Below are 25,543 nucleotides of genomic sequence, written 5' to 3' on the forward strand. Positions count from 1 at the left end.
ACTCTTACTCTTCGTCGTAACGAGATACCTCTCTATCGTAAAACTCTGAAGCCTCCTGAATTAAACGTTCTGCTTCCAACTCTAATTCCTTTTGGTCCTCCTGAGAAAAATCTTCCAACCATTCCACCTCATCATCTTCTAAATTGATAATAAAGCGCGGAAACTCAGTATGAATCACAAATATAGCGTTTGGCAAGTCAGTATTATCGCCTAAAATAAATTTTGGAAGTTCCATATATTTAATCTTCTTTTTGTAAAATTAATCGTTTTGTTAGATAATTAAATCTAAAATATAGTAAAATCGCAGCCGAAGTCAGTCCGGCTAACAGGCCAAGCCAAATACCAAAACTACCATAAGCATGTTCTTTCCCTAAAAAATAACTAATAGGAAACCCTATTACCCAATAGGCTATAAAGGTTATAAGTGTTGGTACTTTTACATCCTGCAATCCGCGTAAAGCCCCTAAAACCACAACCTGAATACTATCACTAATCTGGAAAATAGCTGCAGCGATAAGTAATTGAGAAGCAATACTAATTACTTCGGAATTATCAGCAAAATTCTTAACATCATCTAAATCGACATATATTTTCGGTAGCTGCGAATGAAGCATTAAAAATAAAAGGGCAAAGCCTATTGCAAACATGGTTGCCATTAAAAAAATGGAAAAAGCAATACGTCTTAATTCCATATACCTTTTTAATCCTTTCTGATTTCCTACTCTAATCATAGAAGCTACACTTAAACCTGTAGCCACCATAAATGTCATTGAAGACAAGTTTAAAGCTATCTGATTTGCCGCCTGAGGATTCTTCCCCAATAAACCACTTAACCAGATGGCTGAAGTAAAAATAGCTACTTCAAAAAACATCTGCATGGCACTCGGCATCCCCAGGTTAATAATGCGTTTAAGCATAAATCCATCTAAAACAAAAAGCTTTATTTGCGATACATAATGCTTGGATTTTTCGGTTACTTTTAAAACCCACCATATAAAACCAACCATTATAAATCGGGAAGCAAGAGTTCCATACGCCGCACCAACAATGCCATATGCCGGCATACCCAATTTTCCAAAAATGAAAATATAATTTAAAACGACATTCACCACATTTCCTATAATTGTAGCGTACATCGGATATTTTGTCATAGACAAGCCATCACTGAATTGTTTAAAAGCCTGAAAAACAATTAAAGGAATTAATGAAAATGCAACAAGATCCAAATACGGTATTGCCAGTTCTACCACCTCTTCAGGCTGCTTCATTAAATACATTAAAGGTTTCGCAAAAAATACTAACAGGAATAACATAATACCTAAAACGGTACACAAAAACAATCCGTGTTTTAATGCAGATTTTCCTTGTTTGAAATTTTTAGCAGCATCGGCCTCAGCAACAAGTGGTGTTATAGCGGTAGAAAAACCAATGCCTAACGACATAGCAATAAACATAAAGCTATTACCTAAAGATACAGCCGCAAGTTCGGCAGTACCTAATTGACCTACCATTATATTATCTACAAAACTAACAAAGGTATGCCCCAGCATACCCAGCATAACAGGTGCTGCCAGTTGCCAGTTGTATTTAAATTCTTTGGTATATTGAGATAGAAGCACGACAAAATATTTGTTGTGCAAAGGTAATTTTTAAAACTGCTTATTACGTAAAGAATTGTATTTTTTTACAATGCAGATACGTGTTGTTTTGAAGCTTTAAATTCGGCTACAATTTCCGAAACAATGTCTTGGACCGATTTTATTTCATGAATAAGCCCGGCAATCTGGCCAATTTCTAATTCACCTTCATCCAAATCGCCTTCAAACATTCCCCGTTTAGAGCGTGCACGCCCGAGTAAAGCGATAAGTTCTTCCTTAGTAGGACATTCTTTATAAAGCGCTTCAACATCATTAAAAAATTTATTTTTAATTAAACGCACTGGCGCCAGTTCTTTTAATGTCAGTTGCGTTTCTCCTTCTTTAGTATTTACAACTGTATTTTTAAAATTAATATGAGCTGAAGACTCATGACTAGCCACAAAACGACTTCCAATTTGCACACCATCGGCACCTAATACCATTGCCGCCAACATGGATTTCCCCGTCGCAATACCTCCTGCTGCTATAAGCGGAATTTGTAACTGCTCTTTTACCATAGGAATTAAAGTAAGTGTTGTCGTTTCTTCTCTTCCATTATGCCCTCCTGCTTCGAAACCTTCGGCAACAACTGCATTTACACCGGCTTCCTGAGCCTTCAAAGCAAACTTCACACTACTAACCACATGAACTACTGTAATCCCGCGTTCCTGTAACCAAGTGGTCCAGGTTTTTGGATTTCCAGCTGAAGTAAATACTATTTTCACATCCTCTTCAACAATGATATTCATAATTTCCTCGATGTTCGGATATAACATCGGGACATTTACTCCAAAAGGTTTATCTGTGGCCTTTTTACATTTCTGTATGTGCTCCCTTAACACTTCGGGATACATAGACCCCGCTCCTATTAAGCCTAAAATTCCGGAATTACTGGCAGCAGAGGCCAAGCGCCATCCACTATTCCAGATCATTCCCGCCTGAATTATGGGATATTGAATATTAAAAAGTGAGGTGATTTTATTGGTCATAATGAAATAAATGGTTAAGCAATTACGCCGGAACCTAACAACTCATCGTCCTGATACCAGGCTACAAACTGTCCTTCGGTTATAGCACTCTGTAAAGCATCGAACTCGACATAAAGTCCGTTTTCCACTTTGTGTAATTTTGCTTTTTGCAATGGTTGACGATAACGAATACGCGCCATAACACTTAAAGTCTCATCCACTTTCAAAGCAAGATCTTCACGTATCCAATGTACTTCTGATTCTTTAACAAAAAGCACCGATTTTAATAAGCCCGGATGATCGTGTCCCTGACCTGTATAAATTACATTTTCAGTAACATCGGTATCTATTACAAACAGAGGTTCTACTGTTCCACCTACTGCCAACCCTTTACGCTGTCCTTTAGTAAAATAATGTGCTCCCTGATGCTTCCCTACAATTTTACCATCTGTAATGGCATATTTTCGTTTAGCAGCGAGATGTTCAAGCTCTTCTATTTTTGACGAAAAAGATTGAAATTCATTCACATATAATTCATTACTCTTATCAACTTCTACAATCACACCTTCTTTAGGTTTTAATTGCTGCTGAAGGAACTCCGGCAATCTCACTTTTCCTATAAAGCACAAACCTTGGGAATCCTTTTTATCTGCCGTAATTAAATCTAATTCTTTAGCAATTTCTCTCACTTCCGGCTTGGTTAATTCTCCAATTGGGAATAAAGATTTAGATAACTGATCCTGAGATAACTGACACAAAAAATACGACTGATCTTTATTTCCATCTACCCCTGCAAGTAACTGATAGATGTCTTCTCCTTCCTTTTCAATAGTTCCTTTTCTGCAATAATGTCCTGTAGCCACATAATCTGCCCCCAGATCAAGCGCTATTTTCATAAAAACATCAAACTTAATTTCGCGATTACATAACACGTCCGGATTAGGAGTTCGACCGTTTTCGTATTCGTTAAACATGTAGTTTACTATACGTTCTTTATATTGCTCGCTTAAATCGACTGTCTGGAACGGAATTCCCAACTTATCTGCCACTAACATGGCATCATTACTATCGTCCAGCCATGGACATTCATCAGAAATGGTTACAGAGTCGTCGTGCCAGTTCTTCATAAACAAGCCAATAACTTCGTAGCCTTGCTGCTGTAATAAATATGCCGCAACACTAGAGTCTACACCGCCAGATAGTCCTACAATTACTCGTTTCATTTTTTAATATTTTGATGCGCCTGATCCGCTTAACTTTTACTTTCCAGGATTTTTACTGTATTGCGTAAAATCCTTTTCTTCATCCAGTTTTCCATCTTTATAATACTTCCAGATACCGTCTTTCCGGTTTTTCTTGTAAGCGCCTTCTGCTAATAAATTCCCGTCTAAGTCGTAATATTTAGAGACTCCTTGCAACTGGTCGTCTTTATACTGAAATTCTTTAAGCACTACTCCCTTTTCGGAAATCCAGGTCGATTTACCATCTAACAGTCCATTTTTGTAATTCGCTCGTTCTGCTATCTGACCATTTTGGTAGTAAATCAACTTTTCTCCATCTAGTTTACCATTAGCATTATAATGTTCGGTAGTCATTATTTTATCGGAATTATTGTGATAGTACACCCAGTCTCCTACATATTTTTTACCATCCATCTGCCCTTTACTAATCACCTTTCCATTGGAAGCTAAAAAGGTAACTTCTGCGATAGTATTATCCTTGTTAAATTCTTTAACTGCAGTTAATACCGATTTTTTATTAATATTTTTATAGAATTTAAAAGTGCCTATTTCCTTTCCATGATCAAATTGACCTTCGTAACGAAGCACTTTAGTATTCTCGAAATTCTTTTTCCAGACACCATGGCGCTTTCCGTTAGCATCTAACTGATTAATTGTTTGGGCCAAAGAAATTGGGGTTATGGCCAATAAAAGTAGGGTAAGTAAATTTTTCATGATTATATAACGGCATTCTAAATTATAAATTGCAAGTAACAAAAAAGCTGCCAAAATTGGCAGCTCCTTATTACTTTTTACGTTTTTGCATTTGCTGTTGTTGTTCTGCCTGCTCCATCATTTCTTTCATTTTCTTCTGAAAACGATTCTCCTTCTTAGGCTTCTTTTTATTCTCCTGAATTTTAGCATGAATTTTATCTTCATCTATAATAACATTCTTAATTACCAGCATAATACCAATAGTAATTAAGTTAGAGATAAAGTAATATAAACTTAATCCCGAAGCGTAATTGTTAAAGAAAATCAACATCATTATCGGTGAAAAATAAATCATATACTTCATCATTTTCCCCATATCTGGCATCCCTTCCTGAGTAGGCTGAGAAGCCACTTGCTGACCAGTTGTCATTCTCATATAAAAGAAGATAGCTACCGAAGCTAAAATCGGGAATAAACTTATATGATCTCCGTAAAACGGTATTTTAAATGGTAATTCAGCAATAGTATCATACGATGATAAATCTTCTGCCCATAAAAAGCTTTTATGTCTTAAATCGAAAGCAGACGGGAAGAACTGGAATAAAGCATAAAACACTGGGATTTGCAACAAACCTGGTAAACAGCCAGCCATAGGACTTGCTCCTGCCTTACTGTAAAGTGCCATGGTTTCCTGTTGCTTTTTCATAGCGTTGTCCTTATACTTTTCGTTAATCTCATTAATTTCTGGCTTTAAAATTTTCATTTTAGCCTGAGATACATACGATTTATAAGTTACCGGAGACATTACTATTCTAACTAAAATAGTCATTACAATAATAGCAACTCCATAAGGTAAAATGCCACTCAAAAAGGCAAATAAAGGCACAAAGACATAGCGGTTAATCCAACCAAAAATCCCCCAACCAAATGGAATACTGTCATCTAAATCGTAACCATATTGATTAAGCACTTTGTTATCTGTTGGTCCAAAATAGAATTTTAAAGGTGCATTTAATTCACCTCCCTGTAATTCTAATGACAGTTTAGAAGCATAAAGCTTGGTGAAGACTGCATCATCATCATCCTTTTGTAGTAAATTCTCTGAAGTTAATTCTACAGATTTAAAAGGATTATCGGTAACCAAAATACTACTAAAAAAGTGCTGTCTGTACGATACCCAGGTAACATCTTCTTCTATGTCATCATCACTACTCGTCGGACTTAATTTACTGATTTTACCACCATCATGCTGATAAGTTAAACGGGTATAACGGTTTTCGTAATCGGCACTTTTATCGCCTCTGTACGTTTTTAATTTCCAGTCTAAATTAACAGCTTGAGCACTATTAAAGACGTCACCTAAACCTTGAGAACGAATGGTAAAGTCCATCATATACTCATCCGGCTTCAATTCATAACGGTATTCTAAAAACTTAGATTCTGACACCTTAAGTTTCATGGAAACCACCGTGTTCTCTCCGTTTTTAGATACTGTTGGCTGAAAATATAAATCCTGTGTATTTAAAATTCTGTTATCTGTTGTTCCAAAATTTATATTGAAAGCCGAGTTATTATCTTTAATTAAGTAAACCGGATTTGCATTATAATCATCGAACTTTTTAAGACGAACCTGAGAAAGATACCCTCCTTTATTGCTAAACTTTAATTCGAACAATTCTGTTTCTACAATTGTTTCGGCATCTGTAGCCGAAGGTAAAGTTGAAGCATATGCAAACGCTCCCAACTTATTTTTTAACTGTACTAATTGTAAAGAATCTGAAGCTGATGTTACAGAAAAATCTTCGCCAGAAGTTACTATGGTTTCTTTTTCTTCTGCAGCTTTTTTTTCTGCTGCAATCTGTTCCTGCTTCGCCTCTTCCTGAGCTTTTAATTCTTCTTCTGTTGGCTTGTTTTGCCAAAGCATAAACATTAAAATACCAAAAATCAGGATAAAACCTATAACCGAATTCAGGTCTAATTTCTTTTCTTCCATCTATTTATAATATAAGTATAACAGGAAATAAAATTTGTTTGTACTTCCAGTAGATTGTTATGTCAAAAAATCAACCAATCTTGACTTTTTGACAATTTGACACTTATTTTTTCTTGTTTTTCAAAGCCGCTTTTACAAAAGCCACAAATAATGGATGTGGATTTGCTACCGTACTTTTATATTCCGGGTGGTATTGTACTCCTACAAACCAAGGATGATCTTTAACTTCTACAATTTCTACAAGATTCGTGTCCGGGTTAACTCCTGTAGCTATCATACCGGCCTTTTCAATCTGGTCTTTATAAGTACTGTTAAATTCGTAACGGTGTCTGTGTCGTTCTTTAATGGTTTCAGACTTGTATACTTTATAAGCAATGCTATCTGGTTTTATACTACAATCCCAGGCACCTAAACGCATAGTCCCACCCATATTAGTTATGGATTTCTGATCTTCCATAATACTAATTACAGGATGTTTGGTTTTGGCATCCATCTCTGTAGAATTTGCTTCTTTAAGTCCTACAACATTTCTGGCAAATTCTATTACTGCCATTTGCATTCCTAAACAAATTCCTAAAAACGGAATATTATTTTCTCTCACAAAACGAACGGCATCAATTTTACCTTCAATTCCACGTTCACCAAATCCAGGAGCTACTAAAACCCCTTGTAAATGGCCAAGTTTTAACTTTACATTTTCTTCATTTATATATTCAGAATGTATAGGCTCTACATTTACTTTTACTTCATTCTCTGCACCTGCATGAATAAAAGCTTCTAAAATAGACTTATATGAATCCTGTAATTCTACATACTTTCCTATTAAACCAATAGTGATTTCTGTTTTCGGATTTTTATGACGCTTTAAAAATTCATTCCATTGGGTTAAATCAGGAGTATGTCCGCTTAAGCCTAGTTTTTTAAGAACAACTTTATCAAGCCCCTGATCCTGCATTAAATTAGGAACATCGTAAATTGTAGACGCATCTATAGACTGGATAACCGCTTCTTCTCTTACATTACAGAATAAAGCTAATTTCTTTCTTAAGTCCTTTGGTAAATTGTGTTCTGTTCTACACACTAAAATATCGGCCTGAACTCCACTCTCCATCAAAGTCTTAACACTGTGCTGCGTTGGTTTTGTCTTTAATTCTCCCGCAGCAGATAAATATGGCACTAAGGTTAAATGAATAACAATACCGTTATCTTCACCTAAATCCCAGCGTAATTGTCTTACTGCTTCTACATAAGGCAGAGATTCAATATCTCCCACAGTTCCTCCTATTTCTGTGATTACGATATCGTAGTCTCCTGATTTACCAAGAATCTGAATACGCTCTTTAATTTCGTCTGTAATATGAGGAATAACCTGTACTGTTTTCCCTAAAAACTCACCACGACGTTCTTTTTCTATAACACTTTGATAAATACGTCCGGTAGTTACATTATTTGCCTGACTGGTAGGCGCATTTAAAAAACGCTCGTAATGCCCTAAATCCAAATCAGTTTCGGCGCCATCATCAGTAACATAACATTCTCCATGTTCGTATGGGTTCAATGTTCCTGGATCTACATTGATATAAGGGTCTAATTTCTGAATCGTAGTTCTGTATCCCTGTGCCTGTAATAATTTTGCCAATGAAGCGGCAATAATTCCTTTTCCTAAAGATGATGTAACCCCTCCGGTTACGAAAATGTACTTTGTAGTCGTTGTCATGATGCGCTTTTAAACGCAGGCAAATTTACAAAGAACTATTGAGAATTAACTAAGGATAGTTATATAAATTCCACATATAAACAATTCTTATTTTTTAACAATTAAAGTAAAATAATAATAAGTTTTGAAAAAGTAAAATCATTAAAACCTGAAGGTCGTTTTATTTGTTTAGCTATTTCGTGGTGAACTAAAATGTTAAATTCAACCATAAAACAGGTATATAGCTGTATCTAACGTCAAATATTAAATCTTGAACAGATAAAATTGAATTCCGCGTTAGCTAACTACTTTTCTTACAACCTCAACTATTTTTGCTTTTTTCAAATTCATAAAAAACCACCTCGCACATCAACAAAGACTCAATAAAACCAAGGTGTTTTAAAGAATCTATTAAAAAATACATTTAAAAATCGAACAAATACTTGTGTAATCGATTACATTTACATAATTTAACCGAAGTTTTTTAACTAAAATTCAACCAAATTCACAATTTAAAAATACAACAAACTAATTATTATCAAAAAAAGCATGAAAAAAAAATTACTTTTTAATTTACTCCTTCTCATTTCCAGCTATGGGTTTGCCCAAACATACAACATGACAACCCCGGAAGGATTTGGTGCTGCAACCACAGGAGGTGGAGACGGCTCCCCAATAATTCTGGTAGATAACTATCAGGATTTCAAAGACGCTTTAGGGCTGTCTAGTCCGCGCACCATAATTGTAAAAGGAACTATAACCATTCCCGAGTACCAATCTATCAGCAAACGTGTGGTAAACAAAACCATTTTAGGGCTTCCCGGAGCGACATTAGAAAACATGTCTCAAACCCAATCAGGATCAGGAATCTTAAATTTATCCAATGGTTCTGAAAATGTAATTATCCGAAACTTGACTTTTAAAGGTCCGGGAGCGTACGACGTAGACGGACGTGATTTATTAACTTCGGAAGGCTGTAATAATTTATGGGTGGACCATTGCGAATTTCAGGATGGCTTAGATGGTAATTTCGATATTAAAAACACTACAGATAATGTAACCGTGTCCTGGTGTAAATTCACCTATCTATTACCACCTAAAGCCGGAGGATCCGGAGGTTCTAACGATCACAGATTTTCAAATCTTGTTGGTTCCAGTAAAACTAATGCTCCAGCCGACGGTCATTTTAGCGTAACCTTCCAGAACTGTTATTGGGCCGATGGTTGTAAAGACCGTATGCCCAGAGCAAGAAATGCAGAGTTACATATTTTAAACTGTTATTACAACACCTCTGTCGACAACGCCAATGCTATCGGTTTAGGAGGAGGTCCTAATAACACAACCTGTTATGTAGAAAATACAAATTTCGATAATATTGAATCCATATTTAAAAGTTACAACGGGAGCGATGGAGGTGTCGTTTATCTTCAATTTGAAAACTGCCTAAACGGAATAAACAACATTGGTAGTGTAGATAAACCATCTTACGAATATACAACCTACAATGTAGAAGATGTTAAAGATGCCGTAACCAGTGAAAGTTGCGGTGCCGGTGCCACATTAATAATAGATGAAGCCGGAACCATTTCATCATCCTGTGATAAATTAAGTATTGAAGACAACGCTATTTTTGCAGTAAAATTCTACCCTACTGTTTTTAGTGAATCACTATTTTTTGAATTACCGACTTCATTTACAGGCAAAACTGTAATTTCTATTTATTCGGTTACTGGAAAACGCGTTTTCGAATTCACTTCCCAACATTCTACACATGAGCCCCAAGAATTACAATTAGGACAACTTAATTCAGGCATGTACTTCTGTAAAGTTCAAAACGGAAATCAATCTAAAGTATATAAAGTCATAAAAAAATAAGGATACATATTCATGTAACCTATCAAACCTATTATTAACCCTTTAAATTTTATTACACTCTAACAAACTAAAAAACAAACTAACACTATCCATCCTAAGCTGTACTAACTACAGCTTAGGATTACATTTAACTAACACAAAAAACAACCAAAATGATTAAAAACAAACTCTTCCTGGGGTTCGTCTTTACTTTATGCTCTGCATTAATGTTTGGACAATTATCTACCCCAATGGAATATGATTTCACTGATGGAATCATAATTCCGGCCGGTCAAAGTCCTGACGGCGTAATTACTTTAGAAGGCAACTATTCCTTCCATTCTGCAAATTATGGATTAAACATGAAAGTAAATGGTGTCATCAAAATAAAAGTTGAAGGCAGTACTACAATAAGTTTTCTGGGATCGAAACATTCCTCACTCGATATGCAAGGTGCTTCAGAAACCGGAACCGATCTTGGCACACAATCTACAACTGTAGTAAATGACCTTGTCGATACATTCGATTTTGAATACAAAGGAACGGCTACAACTTTAATTTTTACATTAGTAGGTTCCGGAACAGATTTATACTTGCCTTCTTTAAAAGTTATTCCGGAAACCACCATTTATGATTTTACCGATAAAAGCATTTTTGATGCCGGACAAAGTGCTGATGGAAAACTAAGCCTAATTGGTTCTATTAATTACCACAGCTCGAATTACGGTTTAGATTTAAAAGCTGGTGGCGAAATCGATATCGCAGTAGATGGCAGTGCTATTGTACGCTTTATCGGTTCGAAACACTCTTCTTTAAGTCTTGAAGGTACAGCTGTTACTCAGGGAGACCTTGGTACTATAAACACGAAAGTTGTTAACGATTTAAGCGACACCTATGAATTTACTTATGTTGGCGGACCAACAACTTTAAAATTTGTTGCAGTAGAACCTGGAACAGATGTGTATTTGCCCGCTTTAGAGGTTTTACCTTACGATGTGGTAATTAACAAAACAGATGTTTGGGATTTTGGAGCAGAACAACTGGATGAAACGCTATACAACAACCAACTTTCTGCAGACATAATTAATGGCTGGTATGATAGCAGTATAACTCCAGGAACCGTGGGCCCGGTTTTACCTTCATCCTTTACCGCAGGAGATTTATCATGGACCGGAGGTTCTAACGACCGCCTGCGTTCAACAAACACTGATTTAACAAGATACGACGAAAATATTTCCGATTCTAACGGGCATACCGGTAGAATATATGTGAATTCTGCAGGAGCTATAGATCGTTATCTGGAATTACAATTAAATGCTGATGATATTGTGACGCTTGCAACAAAAACTGATTCCGGAGGATTATTAACCTTCGAAAACATGGATACCGGTTCGGGGCAAAAAGATGAAGTCGAAATGACCAAGGACTTCGTTGAATTAAAATTCACTGCAAAAGAAACCGGTTCTTATAAAATTTACGATAGCTCAGGAAAACCTAGTTATTACAGAGTTTACAGACAAGCGGCTGAATATATTTCCTTATCAGGACAAGTTGATATTAGTGCTGCAGCCAACATACCAGATGATTATACCATCCAGTTTACAAATGAAGCTGGAAAAACCTGGTCAACCTCAGTTACAAACGACTTGTATAGCATAGATCTTCCCGCAGACAATACCTATATGCTAAGCCTTGGTAATGCCAACGGGTATATCATTACAAACGGAGACACTGTAGAAGTTTCAGAAAACAATAACATCCACGACATCGTCATCTTACAAGTAGATTTATTCGATTTAACAGGAGCAATTTCAGGTATCGACGATATTATTTCAAATCTCGAACTAACTTTTACTCCAGACCCCAATGCTAATAAAATATACACCCCTATTGTTAGTATCGATACAGATGCCAGAACCTATTCTGTAAAACTTGAAGCCGACGTAGAGTATACTATAACGGCAAGTGGAGTTAACGATTTTGAAATCGAAAATAATACAGTCACGATAGGCACTGCTGCTGCTACTAAAGACCTGAATTTTGTAGCAAAACCCGTATATAACATTAGTATAAATGCACCCGATTTAAATAGTGAACAATTAGCAAAACTAAGCTTAACATTTACCAATACCACAGAGGAAAATGCTGTTTATACATTTACCGACATTACGGCTATTTCTCTTCGCAACGGAGTTTATTCTATTTCTTATTCCGGATTAGATGAATATCCAATTGAACTGGCTTTAACGTCTAATCTTACAGTAGAAAACGCAGAGGCCTCAAAGGAATTATCTTTTGTTCCGGTTACAAACTGGAGTTTCGATGATAAAGTCATTTCTAGCGGAGATATGTATTACAAAGGTTTAATGTTTTCGGGATCGGTTAAAAATGAAATTGCCAAAGGCCATCTAGATTTAGGAGCTGACGGAACTATAGCAATTCCTGTAAACTCTAATACAAAAATTATAATTACCTATTATTATGCAGCCAACTTCACTATAGAAAATGGAGACCCAATAATTACCACCAGTGGAAGTACCAGTACCATAGAAACTACTGAGTATATTTATACAGGAGCAGATAATGGTACAGTAACACTAAAAGCTGCAGGAACAACCTATATTACTAATATCTTTATTGAACCTTTTGTTGACTTCGCATCTGAAATCACAGTTGGGACAGATAAAGAGTATCAAACTGTAAATGCAGCCTTAAAGGCCATTGCCAGTATGGTTCGTCCTAATAACGAACGTGTAACTGTTTTAATAGATCCGGGAAACTACGAGGAAATGTTAGTTATTAACACGCCAAATGTAACCCTTAAAAATGCCTCGGCCACTCCTAGCATTGCTGTTTCAAACAAAGGGGTCGATATCGATGCCAACGCCGTTAGAATTACGTCCTATTACGGACACGGTTATAGTTATTACAGTATGGGATCTGACCAGAAATGGCACGAAGATGTTTTAAAAACAAACAAAGAAAACGGTTCAATCTCTTACCAAAATGCCGGTGCCGGAACTACCAATGGATCTTACTGGAATGCCACAGTTGTCATTTCGGCCAACGGATTTGAAGCTGATTCTATTATATTCGAAAACTCCTTTAATCAATATATTTCAAAAAAAGAATCAGAAGACATTTTAGTTTTAATTCCATCAGAAAATAAAGGCACAAGACCTACTACACAAGGTAACACCGATGTCCAGGACAGAAGTTATGTAGAACGTGCAGCAGCTATTGCTGTAACAAATAATACAGACAAAGTACTTCTAATTGGCTGTAAAGTTATTGGTAGGCAAGATACTTTTTATGGAGGCACTAATACCCGTGTTGTCGCTTATAAAGGTGAAATTTTAGGTGCCGTAGATTATATTTTCGGAGGTATGACAGCAGTTTTCTACAAAACCGATCTTGTAATGAATACAAGTGATGTGAGCAGCGATGCTGCATACTTAACTGCTGCGCAACAAGATGGTGGTCGTGGTTATTTAATGTACGAATGTACAGTAACCACTACTGATCCTGGTGTAGAAACAGCTTCGCAATACCGTGCTAAACCTGGCTATTTTGGAAGACCATGGCGACCAACAACAAGTGAAGTTGTATTTTATAACACATCCATCGAAACGTCTAATTATCCGGGGTCTGAAGGATTATCCTTAATAGTACCTGATGGCTGGAGAGATTCTTTAGGAGGTCAATCGGAATTCATGTATGAGTATGGTTCTATGGAAGACTCCGGTGTTGATAATAGCACTAATCGTGTAACATGGTCTACCCTTTTAACAGAACCTGTTTTAAAAGACGGAACAGAAATTACAACCTTAAATTTCACTAAAGGAAATGATGGCTGGGACCCTATAAAAGAATTAAATCAAGCCTTAAGTATAGAAGATGTTACAGCCAACACAAATACGGTAAATATTTCGGCATTTAAAGGAAAACTTCATATTACAAATGTGAAAACAGAAACATCTGTTCAAATTTATAATTTACTTGGGCAGCAAACTTATAGTTTAAAAACTAAAACGGATAGAATTATAGCTATAGATAACGGTATTTGGTTTGTAAAAGCTAAAGATGCAGACGGTACTAAAACCATAAAATTAGTGGCTCACTAATTATATTTTTTCATTTATTTAATTGTTGTTTGAAAGGGAGGTTGAAAATATTCAATCTCCTTTTTTATAGATATATCGTATTATAAACAATTAAATATAACCTTATTGAACTTTCGGGTATTTGTGCCTTATATTACGAATCAAATCTTCAAGACCGTTTAATTTTAACTCGTAAACCATTTGCAATTGATCTCCTAATTTCCCTTTTGGAAAGCCTTTTCCATGATACCAAACCACATAGTGTTCCGGCAAGTCTATAAGGTATCGCTCTTTATATTTACCAAATGGCATTTTTGTATGAGCCAACTCAATTAAAATATCAGTATTAAGCTGATTCATAATTGTTTACAATGAAGATTTAAAGAATTTTACCTGAGACTACTTATTTTACTTCCAATTAAAAGTAATATCGCGTTCGATATCCGGATGTAAACTATAATGAACAGGGCAAGTTCTTGCAGTATGCTCTAGAATTTTTCGGGTTTTATCATCGGCATCAAAAGGAAAACTAAAAACCACTTCTATTTTAGAAATACGTCTTGGATTTGCAGCCATGGTTTTAGTCACTTCAGCTGTAGTTCCTGTCATATCAACTTCCATATCTCTGGCTTTAATCCCCATTACGGTCATCATACAATTTGCCAGCCCAGTAGCCACAGTATCGGTTGGAGAAAAAGCTTCTCCTTTTCCATTATTATCTAAAGGCGCGTCGGTAACAAAACTATTACCTGATTTTAAATGTGTATTTTCCGTACGTAAACCGCCCAGATAAGTTACTTTAGAGGTCATAATTTTTAGTCTTTAACTTCTACAATTTTTAAATCTTCATACTGCAGTAAATATACCGTATCGTTATAAAACCCACCAAAACCTTGCTTTTTATAGGCAAACTTACTTTCTACATATTCGGTTAAAGGGGCTTCACTCACTGAAGCATAAAGGTCTGTTGAAGTTACCAATCGTAATACCACATCCATAGTTACATCGAAACCACGAACAGCTATTTTATTTGGAGTGACACCGTAAGTATTCCTGTAAGCTTTAATAAATCCGTTTTGAAGATCATCATCATAAGACTTGGAAACAGACGCATAATGAAACTTTAAATTAGATAAATGATGATTTGAAACCTCACTTCCCTCAAAAGCCGCATTCATATTCGTTGTCGCCAGCATAATTTGAAAATCTCCGGTGTTTAACGAGTTTAATATACTGGTAACATTCGAAGCATATACTTCGCTTTCGGTTTCTAGAAACACGACATTTTTACCTGGTTTTAAGAGCTTGGCTATATCATCAACTAAAATGTAGTGCGCTTCTTTACCATCTTTATCCTTTCTGGATTGTACTGAAGCCGCCAATGGAAATGCCGATTTTAATTCACTGCTTTGCAACAGCGATTTATTATCAAAAACAAGAATGGTATTCGTTAAAGTATCACGTTCTTTAAAATATCTGATAATTCTCGCCTTAAGCATAGCTTCTGAAGGTCGGGACTGAAACGTGTTTTCTGAACCTTTAACATATTTTGTTATTGGAGAAACAACCGGAATATTATAACGACTTAACTGACTCGAAGTATATTCTACATCGGTTTGAGTTAAAGGTCCGATAACAGCATCCAGTTCTTCAAAATTATTGGCACGCATTAAATCGCTAATGGTACTCGTTTTATTTTCGGTATCGTAAACATCAACCTTAACATTAACCCCTAATTTTTTAAGTGAATCCAGCGCCATGATAACTCCTGAATGAAAATCAAGTGAAAAGTTCAAATAACTATCTTTCTGAATTTGAGCCATTGTTCCTGAAATGGAATCGAAACTAACTCCTTTTAAGCGAAACGGCAACATTACCGCAATATGCTTTTGCATCGGGTAAAATTGTCTTTTAGTCAAATCTGAAGCTACCACAGTTTCATCAGAAATCATTCCAATAACATCGTTATCAACTTTTTTAGGTACTTTAAGCACCATACCGGCTTTTAAACCGCTTTCTGCCAATCCAGGATTTAAAGCTTCAAGCTCATTCTGAGTTAAGCCCAGCTTAACTTTTAAACGATAGAATCCTTCCTTTGGTTGCACTTCGTAGTAATCGAAATTTTCTTCGACAGCCTTTTCCGAAGTTCGGTCAATATTTGGAACTTTAATCGTATCGCCTACCTTCAAAACTTCGCCTAACTCCGGGTTTAAAGCATCTAATTCTTCTATCGTAATTCCGAATTTATAAGCCACACGCCATTTACCTTCTTTTGGCAAAACCACATAATCTTTTGCCACATCCAAGGGTTGATTTACCTCTTCTAAAACCTGTTTTGTTTTATAAACAGGTATTCTGATTTTGGTCCCTTTTTTTAAGGGTTCGGAATACAAAAAGGTATTCTCTCTTTTTATATCATCTGGAGTAACATTGTATTGTTTTGCAATGCTGTAAAGCGTCTCCTTGCGTTTAACGCGATGTGGCTTATACCCTGTCCGTTCTTTAACCGTTGTAATTTCGGCCTGAACTTTAGTTTTAGGAATAATTAAAACCATATTGGGTTTAATTCCATTTTTAGCATCGGGATTTAGCGTATATATATCGTAAACAGATACGAGATAAGTTTTGGCTATATCTTCGATTTTTTCATTCTGCTTAACTTTATGGGTGGTATAATTTTGAGCTAAAACTGACCCTCCAAATGCGATAAGCATTATAAAAACAACTAAAAACTTTTTCATTCAATATGGTTTAATTCGAAAAATAATTGATTTAAAATATGTTTATTCCCACTCGATTGTGGCGGGTGGCTTAGAACTAATATCGTACACTACTCTATTAACGCCTTTTACTTTATTTATTATATCGTTAGACGTTTTTTGTAAGAATTCGTAAGGTAAATTCACCCAGTCTGCCGTCATACCATCGGTACTTTCTACAGCTCTAAGCGCCACACATTTTTCGTAAGTACGCTCATCTCCCATTACTCCTACACTGTTTACCGGTAATAACATCGCTCCTGCTTGCCAAACTTTATCGTAAAGTCCCCATTCTTTTAATCCATTGATGAAAATAGCATCAACTTCCTGAAGAATACGTACTTTCTCTGCTGTGATATCTCCTAAAATACGGATACCTAAACCTGGCCCTGGGAACGGGTGACGCCCTAATAATTCAGGGTCGATACCTAAAGTAGCTCCAACACGTCTCACCTCATCTTTAAAGATAGCTCGTAATGGCTCTACAATTTTTAGTTTCATAAAATCTGGTAAACCACCTACGTTGTGGTGACTCTTAATAGTTGCCGAAGGTCCTCCTGTAGCAGAAACACTCTCGATAACATCTGGATAAATGGTTCCTTGAGCTAACCATTTTACATCGGTTAATTTATGTGCTTCATCATCGAAAACTTCAATAAATGTTTTTCCGATGGCTTTACGCTTTAATTCAGGATCTTCAAGACCTGCCAATGCCGCAAGGAAGCGCTCTGAAGCATCTACTCCTTTTACATTAAGCCCCATACCTTCATACTGATTTAATACGCTTTGGAATTCATTTTTACGTAATAAACCGTTATTTACGAAAATACAGTATAGGTTCTTACCAATAGCTTTATTTAAAAGTACTGCAGCTACAGTAGAATCTACACCACCAGATAACCCAAGTACTACTTTATCGTTTCCAACTTTCTCCTGAATAGCTTCAACAGTTTCATCAATAAATGAATCTGGCGTCCAATCTTGATTTACACCAGCAATATTCACTAAAAAGTTTTCTAATAATTGCTTACCATCTGTTGAGTGATACACCTCTGGGTGGAATTGAATCGCATACGTTGTTTCCCCTTCAATTCGGTAAGCCGCATTGGTTACATCTTTTGTACTAGCTATTAAAACACCATTAGCTGGCAATTCTTTAATAGTATCACTATGGCTCATCCAAACCTGGCTTCCTTCATTAATTCCCGCGAAGAATTCTTCATCAGTTTTAATAAATGATAAATTAGCACGACCATATTCTCTGGTGTCTGAAGGCGCTACATTACCACCTGAAAAATGTGCTAAATACTGCGCTCCGTAACAAACGGCTAACATGGGTTTTACTCCTCTAATACCGTCTAAGTTTGGGTGTAAAGCGTCTTCTCCTCTTACTGAATTTGGACTACCCGAAAGGATAACCGATTTGTAAGATGCTAAATCTTCTGGAATTTTGTTGAATGGATGAATCTCGGAATAAATGTTGAGTTCTCGTACTCGACGTGCAATAAGCTGAGTGTATTGCGATCCGAAGTCTAAAATTAATACCTTATCGTGTTGCATGCGCAAAATTAATATTTATATTTTATTTGTAAAGTCTGAAACAAACTTTATTCCATAGTTTTTAAAATAAGTGCAATATCTTCTTCTGTAGTATCCGGATTGATAAAACAAAAACGGGAAACAGTTTCGAAAGTATCTCCTGTTTTCCATTTTGTAGGCGTCACTAAAGCGAAACCTTTTTTATGATTTTCGTAAGTCCAGTGGGTATAATCTTCCGGTGTCCAACCAATACGTCTGAATAACACACAAGATAAACTTGGATCTCTTACCAATTCAACATTAGGGTGTTCGGTAATTAACTTTCCTGCAATCTGCGCAAGTTCCAATCCACGCTCAACTGCTTGTTTGTAGCGGTCTGTACCATGCATCGCTAACGAAAACCAAAGCGGTAATCCACGAACTCTACGTGTTAACTGTATTTGATAGTCTGTTGGATTAAAACCATGAGCGCCTTCATCCTTAAAAATATCTAAATACGAACCCTGTTGTGAATGCGCATTTTTGGCCAACTCCGGTTGTTTATATAATACAGCACCACAATCGTATGGTGAGAACATCCATTTATGCGGATCGATAGTTATACTATCTGCTTTTTCTATCCCTTTAAATAAGTGTCTTACTGAGTCGGCCGCTAAGGCCCCGCCTCCATAAGCAGCATCGACGTGCAGCCATAAATTCTCGGCTTCACAAATATCGCCAATACCATCTAAATCATCTATAATTCCGGCATTAGTGGTACCTCCAGTCGCCACAACAGCAAATAAACGCTCGCGTTGTGTAGATGTAAGATCATCTATAGTTTCCTGTAAAGCTTCTGCTTCCAGACGATCTTCCGTATCAACTAATAACACATCTAAGTCTGCCACTTTAGCCATGGCTTTAATTGAAGAGTGCGCACCTATAGAAGTTATAATTAAACCGCGTTCATTTTTATGTTCTTCTTTTAAACTTCTCCAGTATTCTCTTGCAGTTACTATAGCCGATAAATTTGCGGCTGTTCCTCCACTGGTAAACACACCAAATGCTCCTTCAGGAAGCCCCGTAAGGGATACGATCCATTTCATGGCTTCATTTTCACAAAATATTCCACCGGCACCTTCCATCCAATATGCACCGTGAATACTGGAAGCCGAAGTTACCAAATCGAACATTACCGCTGCACGTGTTGGCGAAGCGGGTACAAAAGCAAGATTTCTAGGGTGATCTACAGGAACATTCGCTTTCATTAAATGCTTTTTCCAAAGGTTAAAAGCATTTTCCCCTCCTATTCCTTTAGGCGTAATCGTTTCGCCTACCAAAGCCTTTAATTCTTCGGCCTTTTTAGGCTTACCTATTTTGCGTTCTGATGAAGAAATTCGTTCTATGGCATATTTCATGACATCCATTGTCATTTCTACCAAGTCAAAATCTACTTTATGCATTTATGTTACAGATTTAGTATTAAAAATTCTTGTTTTAGAGGCTGCAAATTTAACACTAACTGTTCAATTAATTGGTCTCCAAACTCAAGATATAATTCAGAAAAATTAACAGCGCGTTCCTGTAAACTCTGGTTTGGAAATAATTGATTTTGCAAATCGGTCATACGCGACACCTGATCTGCCAACTTCTTCTTCTGTGCCTTTAATAGTCTTTTCTCTAAATGCTCTAAACCTTTGATTTGCTTGCGCTCCTGCGCCCCAACAGCCCCTTTAAAACTAGGGTCTGTTTCTTCAGCCAAGGCATACATTGCTTCAAACTGCGCTCTTAAATGTTCCTTCTGTTTAGAAAAGTCGATATCTATATTAGAAATTTTACGCACCTTTTTGTTAATAAAAGCATCCCGTTTTAAAAACAAATCGCGATTAGAAATCTCTAATCGGTCTAATTTATGTGTTTGTTGCTCCGTTTTTATTAAAACTGAATTTCTTAAGAGCAGTATTGGAAAAGTAACATCAACTGTATTAAAATACCCCTTTAGCTGTAACCAGTAGGCTAATTCTCCCCCTCCGCCTATGTAACACAAATTAGGCAAAATGACTTCCTGATATAAAGGCCGCATAATAACATTTGGAGAAAAACGCTCCGGAAAATTTTCTATTTCTTTTAAAACGGCATCTTTAGTAAAGCTTAAATCTGAATTAACCACTTTGTAAACTTCACCATCCAGAACAATACGTTCCCGCTTATTTTTAATCAGATAGAACAAATTAATCTCTCGAGGATTAACCTGAATATTATAGTCGGCATCTGGAATTTCTGAAAGTTGCGCGTTAGTTTTTGAAACTTCCTGAGAAGAAATTTGGGTAAGTATCTCCTGCTTGATATACGGAATAAACATTCGTTTTAAATCCCTGTTATTCGCATCTACAATAACTAAACCGTATTTTGAAAACAAGGCATTAGCTAAAAACTTTGTGGCATCGGCTAAATTCTCATGCTTTAAGTAAGCATTCGTAAACAGTTGTCTTAAGGTTTCAGCAGATTTACCTGGACCCAATTCTTTTGAAAACAACTCGAACACTGCATCCAGCCCTTCGGTATTCAATTCACCAACAGCCCCATCAGCATTTTTGTGCCACTGAATCTTCTTTCCCTTAAAATTAAAATAATTGATTTCATCAAAATCATGATCCTCGGTTGCCATCCAGTACACCGGAACAAAATGATATTCGGGGTATGTATCCTTTAATGTTTTCGCGAGATTTATTGTGGAAATTATTTTATATAAAAAATAAAGTGGGCCGGTAAACAAATTTAACTGATGCCCTGTTGTTATTGTAAAGGTATTTGCCTCTTGCAAAGCTTCAATATTATACCGGGTGGTTTCAGACATTTCAAAACCCTGATATTGCGCTTTCAAAACATCGGCCAGAATAGCTCTTTTCTCAGAAGTTTTACTCCACTGCTCCTGCTTTTCTTCAATCTGAGTTTTAAAGGCTTCTAAAGATGGAAACCTGTTATAAAAGGGTTTTAACGCTTGTTTTTCTTCTAAATAATCACAGATAAGTTGTGAAAAATAATGAGTGTCTTTAAACGGAATACAGTCTGTCGGCATAGTTACTTTTCAATTCTGATGTAAATATACAGCACTAAACAGTTTTAAGTCCTAAATTTTAGTTAATTCATATTCAATTTATATCTTTATTTTTATGACCTAAACTAACACTATGCACAAATTATTTGTTTTTATAATGAGCCTTTTTTGCTGCTCAATTGCCTCATTCGCACAAGAATTAAAGTCTCCTAAAGACTATTTAGGTTACGAATTAGGCACCCAATTTTCCAAACACCATCAGGTTGTAGATTACTTTAAACATGCCAACTTAGAAATGCCAGACAATATAAAACTGGAACAATATGGAACTACTTACGAGCGCCGCCCTTTGTACTTAGCTTTTATATCTTCTGCAGACAACATAAAAAATCTTGAACGTATTAGAGAAAACAACCTAAAAAACACAGGGATTCTAGAAGGCAATTCAAACACTAAAGATATAACTATAGTCTGGTTGAGTTACAATGTACACGGCAATGAAGCATCCAGTTCTGAAGCTGCGATGAACACGCTTTACAACTTACTTACCGAAAAACAGGAATGGTTAAAAAATACTGTGGTAATAATAGACCCCTGCATGAATCCTGATGGTCGCGACCGCTACGTGAACTGGTTTAACCAAACGGCAAGCATGCCATATAATATAGACCAGCAAGCCAGAGAACATGCCGAAGACTGGCCCGGAGGAAGACCAAACCATTACCTGTTTGATTTAAACAGAGACTGGGCCTGGGCCTCCCAAATTGAAAGTCAATCTCGTTTAAAAGTTTATAACAAATGGCTGCCGCATATTCATGTAGATTTTCATGAACAAGGCATAAATGATCCGTATTATTTTGCCCCTGCAGCAGAACCTTCACATGAACTTATAAGTGACTGGCAAAAAGAATTCCAGACAGCTATCGGGAAGAATAATGCCCAATATTTTGACACCAACGGATGGCTTTATTTTACAAAAGAGCGTTTTGATTTACTATACCCGAGTTATGGAGACACTTATCCTACATTTATGGGAGCCATAGGAATGACTTACGAACAGGCCGGTCATGGACGTGGAGGCTTAGGAATTATGACTGATGAAGGCTCTGTATTAACCTTAAAAGACCGAATTGCACATCATACTACAACCGGATTATCTACCGTAGAAATGGCCTCAAAAAATGCCACTCAAATAAACTCGGAATTCCAAAATTTCTTTAACCCAACAGACCTAAAATATAAAAGTTTTGTACTTAGTGGAGATCGAGATAAAATTGAAAGCTTAAAATCGCTATTAAAACAACACGACATTTCATTTTACCAAAGTAATTCCTCAAAAGTAAATGGTTACAATTATACTAAAGGAGACAAATACACGAAAACCATTTCTGATTCCGATTTAATTGTGAGCACCAACCAGCCTAAAGGAAAAATGGTTCAAGTCTTATTTGAGCCAAATGTTAAACTGAAAGATTCTCTTACATATGATATTACTGCCTGGAGTATTCCTTTTGCTTATGGCCTGGATGCTACAGCCAGTACAAAACTAATAGCTGAAAAACCTGCTTCGCCTAAGAGTTTAGATCTACCAAAAGCAGACAATTCGGCTCCAGCTTATATGGCTAAATGGAATCATATTTCCGATGCCCAGTTTTTAGCTGATTTGTTAGCCCAGAATATTAAGGTTAGGTTTACAGAAAAACCCATTGAAATTAATGCCACCGAGCATATGTACGAGAGAGGTTCATTAATTATTCTTAGGGGAGATAATAAAAGCGTTTCAGATTTTGATGATATAATAATCGCTTCTGCTAAAAAATTCAATAAGAATCCGAGTCCTATAAACAGTGGGTTCTCTAAATCTGGACCCGATTTTGGTTCTCCGGATGTAAAGTTTATACACAGCCCAAAAATTGCAGTGCTAGCAGGCACACCCACCTCTTCATTAAGTTATGGTGAAATCTGGCACTTTTTCGAACAACAGTTACATTATCCCATAACTTCCTTACAAACTAAAAATTTAAAACATTACGAGCTTAATAAATACAATACCCTAATAGTGCCGGATGGAAATTATAAAACTTCTTTGGACAGTACGGCTTTAAATACTTTACACAACTGGATTAAAAAAGGAGGAAAAATTATCGCGATAGACGGTGCTCTTAAGAGTTTCGCAAACCAAAAAGGATTTGGACTTAAAACTAAGAAAACAAAAGACTCAACCACTGTGGCAAAAAAACTGATTCCTTATGCCGACAGAGAACGGGAAAGCCTGAAAAAAATGATTACAGGAGCCATTTTTGAAACGGCAACAGACAATACACACCCACTTGCCTTCGGTTACAAAAAAGACTATTACACCTTAAAACTTGGCAAAGATTCTTACGATTTACTCGAAGACGGATATAATGTTTCCTATATTGGAGAATCTCCCAAAAATATTTCCGGATTTAGCGGAACGGATACTCTAAAACCTTTAAAAAATTCTTTAGTTTTTGGAGAAGAACGTATTGAAAAAGGGAGTATTATATATATGGTAGACAATGTTTTGTTTCGAAGTTTCTGGGAGAACGGGAAACTGTTTTTTGCAAACGCATTATTTCTTGTAAACAATAATTCACCTTCTTTATAACAAAAAAAGCAGAATCTAAAATTCTGCTTTTTTTATATTCTAATTTTTAGATTAACTAACTACTTCTGCATACAAATCGAAATCGGCTGCATCGGTTATTTTAACAGTTGCAAACTCTCCGGTTTTCAAATAAGCGGTAGAAGCATCAATAAGTACTTCATTATCGACATCTGGAGAATCAAATTCAGTACGTCCAACAAAATAATTACCTTCCTTTCGGTCGATAACCACCTTAAATTCCTGACCAATTTTTTCCTGATTTAATTCCCAAGAAATCTGCGATTGGATTTCCATAATTTCATTAGCACGCTCCTGTTTCACTTCCTCCGGCACATCATCTTCTAAAGTATACGCATGCGTATTTTCCTCGTGCGAGTAAGTAAAACATCCTAAACGCTCAAAACGCATATCCTGCACCCATTGCTTTAAAGTCTGATAATCTTCTTCTGTTTCTCCTGGATATCCCACAATAAGTGTAGTACGAATAGTCATTCCCGGCACTGCTTTTCTGAATTCCTGAAGCAACTTTGTGGTTTTTTCCTGAGTAGTACCACGACGCATACTTTTTAAAATACGATCGGAAATATGCTGTAATGGAATATCTAAATAATTACATACTTTAGACTCACGATTCATTACTTCCAGAACATCCATTGGAAACCCTGTTGGGAATGCATAATGTAAACGAATCCATTCAATACCTTCCACCTTAACTAAGGCTTCCAATAACTCAGCCAGATTGCGCTTTTTATATAAATCTAATCCATAATACGTTAAATCCTGAGCTATAAGAATTAATTCCTTAACTCCATTAGACGCCAGTTTTTCAGCTTCAACCACCAATTCTTCGATTGGAGTCGATTTATGCTTACCACGCATTAAAGGAATAGCACAGAAACTACATGGACGATCGCAACCTTCTGCAATTTTTAAATATGCATAGTTTTTAGGAGTGGTAGTTAAACGCTCCCCTATTAATTCATGTCTGTAATCAGCTCCTAAAGCTTTAAGTAAACCAGGCAATTCTGTAGTTCCAAAATACTGATCTACATTCGGAATTTCTTTTTCTAAATCCGGCTTATAGCGTTCAGACAAACAACCAGTCACAAATACTTTATCAACTTCGCCTTCTTCTTTTTTCTGCATGAATTCCAAAATGGTATTCACGCTTTCTTCCTTGGCGTTATTTATGAATCCACAGGTATTAATCACTACAATATTCCCCTCTTCTTCATGCACAACGTCTTTACCACTGGCTTTAAGTTGCCCCATTAACACTTCGCTATCGTAAACATTTTTACTACAACCCAGAGTTACAACGTTGATTTTATTCTTTTTACGTGATTTTGTTCTCATATCAAAAATTCAGAGTGCAAAGATACGGAATGATT

The 25,543-nt window shown here is 36.3% G+C and carries 17 protein-coding genes; 3 read left to right on the plus strand and 14 right to left on the minus strand.

The genetic code is table 11. The features are described from left to right. Window positions 1-4 precede the first annotated feature (4 nt). The 7 genes from I3217_RS08965 to I3217_RS08995 form a co-directional block, all read right to left on the minus strand. Window positions 5-235 (minus strand): hypothetical protein, encoded by a 231-nt coding sequence (locus I3217_RS08965; protein WP_435049423.1) that lies wholly within the window; start codon window positions 233-235, stop codon window positions 5-7. Window positions 236-239: 4 nt separating this feature from the next. Beyond that, a complete protein-coding gene (locus I3217_RS08970; protein WP_435049548.1) occupies window positions 240-1,619 on the minus strand; it encodes an MATE family efflux transporter in 1,380 nt (459 codons plus the stop codon). A gap of 65 nt (window positions 1,620-1,684) precedes the next feature. After that, window positions 1,685-2,626 (minus strand): NAD(P)H-dependent flavin oxidoreductase, encoded by a 942-nt coding sequence (locus I3217_RS08975; protein WP_435049424.1) that lies wholly within the window; start codon window positions 2,624-2,626, stop codon window positions 1,685-1,687. A 14-nt stretch (window positions 2,627-2,640) separates the two neighbouring features. Then, window positions 2,641-3,828 (minus strand): tRNA 2-thiouridine(34) synthase MnmA, encoded by a 1,188-nt coding sequence (mnmA, locus tag I3217_RS08980; protein WP_435049425.1) that lies wholly within the window; start codon window positions 3,826-3,828, stop codon window positions 2,641-2,643. A 36-nt stretch (window positions 3,829-3,864) separates the two neighbouring features. Continuing rightward, window positions 3,865-4,560, minus strand: coding sequence for a toxin-antitoxin system YwqK family antitoxin (locus I3217_RS08985; RefSeq protein WP_435049426.1), 696 nt, complete (start codon window positions 4,558-4,560; stop codon window positions 3,865-3,867). A 70-nt stretch (window positions 4,561-4,630) separates the two neighbouring features. Further along, entirely contained in the window at window positions 4,631-6,532 is a 1,902-nt protein-coding gene (gene yidC / locus I3217_RS08990) for a membrane protein insertase YidC (protein ID WP_435049427.1), read from the minus strand. Window positions 6,533-6,635: 103 nt separating this feature from the next. After that, window positions 6,636-8,249: a CTP synthase gene (locus I3217_RS08995; RefSeq protein ID WP_435049428.1), complete on the minus strand. Its 1,614-nt coding sequence runs from the start codon at window positions 8,247-8,249 to the stop codon at window positions 6,636-6,638. A 528-nt stretch (window positions 8,250-8,777) separates the two neighbouring features. Here I3217_RS08995 and I3217_RS09000 point away from each other — a divergent pair. Then, window positions 8,778-10,103, plus strand: coding sequence for a T9SS type A sorting domain-containing protein (locus I3217_RS09000; protein ID WP_435049429.1), 1,326 nt, complete (start codon window positions 8,778-8,780; stop codon window positions 10,101-10,103). A gap of 152 nt (window positions 10,104-10,255) precedes the next feature. Further along, window positions 10,256-14,206, plus strand: a complete 3,951-nt coding sequence (locus tag I3217_RS09005) for a pectinesterase family protein (RefSeq protein WP_435049430.1) — start codon at window positions 10,256-10,258, stop codon at window positions 14,204-14,206. A gap of 102 nt (window positions 14,207-14,308) precedes the next feature. Here I3217_RS09005 and I3217_RS09010 read toward each other — a convergent pair whose 3' ends face one another. The 6 genes from I3217_RS09010 to bshC are packed head-to-tail and all read right to left on the minus strand — an operon-like array spanning window position 14,309 to window position 21,541. Next, on the minus strand, window positions 14,309-14,545 hold the full coding sequence (locus tag I3217_RS09010) for a DUF3820 family protein (RefSeq protein ID WP_435049431.1): 237 nt from the start codon (window positions 14,543-14,545) through the stop codon (window positions 14,309-14,311). Window positions 14,546-14,593: 48 nt separating this feature from the next. Next, window positions 14,594-14,995: an OsmC family protein gene (locus I3217_RS09015; RefSeq protein WP_435049432.1), complete on the minus strand. Its 402-nt coding sequence runs from the start codon at window positions 14,993-14,995 to the stop codon at window positions 14,594-14,596. Between the two features lie 5 nt (window positions 14,996-15,000). Continuing rightward, the gene (locus tag I3217_RS09020; RefSeq protein ID WP_435049433.1) at window positions 15,001-16,926 is read right to left on the minus strand and encodes a LysM peptidoglycan-binding domain-containing protein; all 1,926 of its coding nucleotides are present in this window, start codon (window positions 16,924-16,926) and stop codon (window positions 15,001-15,003) included. 42 nt (window positions 16,927-16,968) lie between these two features. Beyond that, window positions 16,969-18,504: a glutamine-hydrolyzing GMP synthase gene (guaA, locus tag I3217_RS09025; protein ID WP_435049434.1), complete on the minus strand. Its 1,536-nt coding sequence runs from the start codon at window positions 18,502-18,504 to the stop codon at window positions 16,969-16,971. A 47-nt stretch (window positions 18,505-18,551) separates the two neighbouring features. Next, window positions 18,552-19,925: a pyridoxal phosphate-dependent decarboxylase family protein gene (locus tag I3217_RS09030; RefSeq protein WP_435049435.1), complete on the minus strand. Its 1,374-nt coding sequence runs from the start codon at window positions 19,923-19,925 to the stop codon at window positions 18,552-18,554. A 5-nt stretch (window positions 19,926-19,930) separates the two neighbouring features. After that, complete coding sequence (bshC, locus tag I3217_RS09035; protein ID WP_435049436.1) at window positions 19,931-21,541, minus strand: bacillithiol biosynthesis cysteine-adding enzyme BshC; 1,611 nt, start codon at window positions 21,539-21,541, stop codon at window positions 19,931-19,933. Window positions 21,542-21,653: 112 nt separating this feature from the next. Here bshC and I3217_RS09040 point away from each other — a divergent pair, with 112 nt between their 5' ends. After that, a complete protein-coding gene (locus tag I3217_RS09040) occupies window positions 21,654-24,152 on the plus strand; it encodes a M14 metallopeptidase family protein (protein WP_435049437.1) in 2,499 nt (832 codons plus the stop codon). 51 nt (window positions 24,153-24,203) lie between these two features. Here I3217_RS09040 and rimO read toward each other — a convergent pair whose 3' ends face one another. Continuing rightward, entirely contained in the window at window positions 24,204-25,508 is a 1,305-nt protein-coding gene (gene rimO / locus I3217_RS09045; protein ID WP_435049438.1) for a 30S ribosomal protein S12 methylthiotransferase RimO, read from the minus strand. Window positions 25,509-25,543: the final 35 nt, after the last annotated feature.

Source organism: Formosa sp. S-31, assembly GCF_051172795.1.
GTDB lineage: Bacteria > Bacteroidota > Bacteroidia > Flavobacteriales > Flavobacteriaceae > Formosa.

What these genes read in the sequence shown, in the direction of transcription:
- mnmA (WP_435049425.1), bottom strand. Translation starts at nt 3,828, where the DNA reads ATGAAACGAGTAATTGTAGGACTATCTGGCGGTGTAGACTCTAGTGTT.
- I3217_RS08975 (WP_435049424.1), bottom strand. Translation starts at nt 2,626, where the DNA reads ATGACCAATAAAATCACCTCACTTTTTAATATTCAATATCCCATAATT.
- I3217_RS09020 (WP_435049433.1), bottom strand. Translation starts at nt 16,926, where the DNA reads ATGAAAAAGTTTTTAGTTGTTTTTATAATGCTTATCGCATTTGGAGGG.
- I3217_RS09005 (WP_435049430.1), top strand. Translation starts at nt 10,256, where the DNA reads ATGATTAAAAACAAACTCTTCCTGGGGTTCGTCTTTACTTTATGCTCT.
- I3217_RS08985 (WP_435049426.1), bottom strand. Translation starts at nt 4,560, where the DNA reads ATGAAAAATTTACTTACCCTACTTTTATTGGCCATAACCCCAATTTCT.
- I3217_RS09040 (WP_435049437.1), top strand. Translation starts at nt 21,654, where the DNA reads ATGCACAAATTATTTGTTTTTATAATGAGCCTTTTTTGCTGCTCAATT.
- I3217_RS09010 (WP_435049431.1), bottom strand. Translation starts at nt 14,545, where the DNA reads ATGAATCAGCTTAATACTGATATTTTAATTGAGTTGGCTCATACAAAA.
- I3217_RS09030 (WP_435049435.1), bottom strand. Translation starts at nt 19,925, where the DNA reads ATGCATAAAGTAGATTTTGACTTGGTAGAAATGACAATGGATGTCATG.
- I3217_RS09000 (WP_435049429.1), top strand. Translation starts at nt 8,778, where the DNA reads ATGAAAAAAAAATTACTTTTTAATTTACTCCTTCTCATTTCCAGCTAT.
- guaA (WP_435049434.1), bottom strand. Translation starts at nt 18,504, where the DNA reads ATGCAACACGATAAGGTATTAATTTTAGACTTCGGATCGCAATACACT.
- rimO (WP_435049438.1), bottom strand. Translation starts at nt 25,508, where the DNA reads ATGAGAACAAAATCACGTAAAAAGAATAAAATCAACGTTGTAACTCTG.
- I3217_RS09015 (WP_435049432.1), bottom strand. Translation starts at nt 14,995, where the DNA reads ATGACCTCTAAAGTAACTTATCTGGGCGGTTTACGTACGGAAAATACA.
- bshC (WP_435049436.1), bottom strand. Translation starts at nt 21,541, where the DNA reads ATGCCGACAGACTGTATTCCGTTTAAAGACACTCATTATTTTTCACAA.
- I3217_RS08995 (WP_435049428.1), bottom strand. Translation starts at nt 8,249, where the DNA reads ATGACAACGACTACAAAGTACATTTTCGTAACCGGAGGGGTTACATCA.
- yidC (WP_435049427.1), bottom strand. Translation starts at nt 6,532, where the DNA reads ATGGAAGAAAAGAAATTAGACCTGAATTCGGTTATAGGTTTTATCCTG.
- I3217_RS08965 (WP_435049423.1), bottom strand. Translation starts at nt 235, where the DNA reads ATGGAACTTCCAAAATTTATTTTAGGCGATAATACTGACTTGCCAAAC.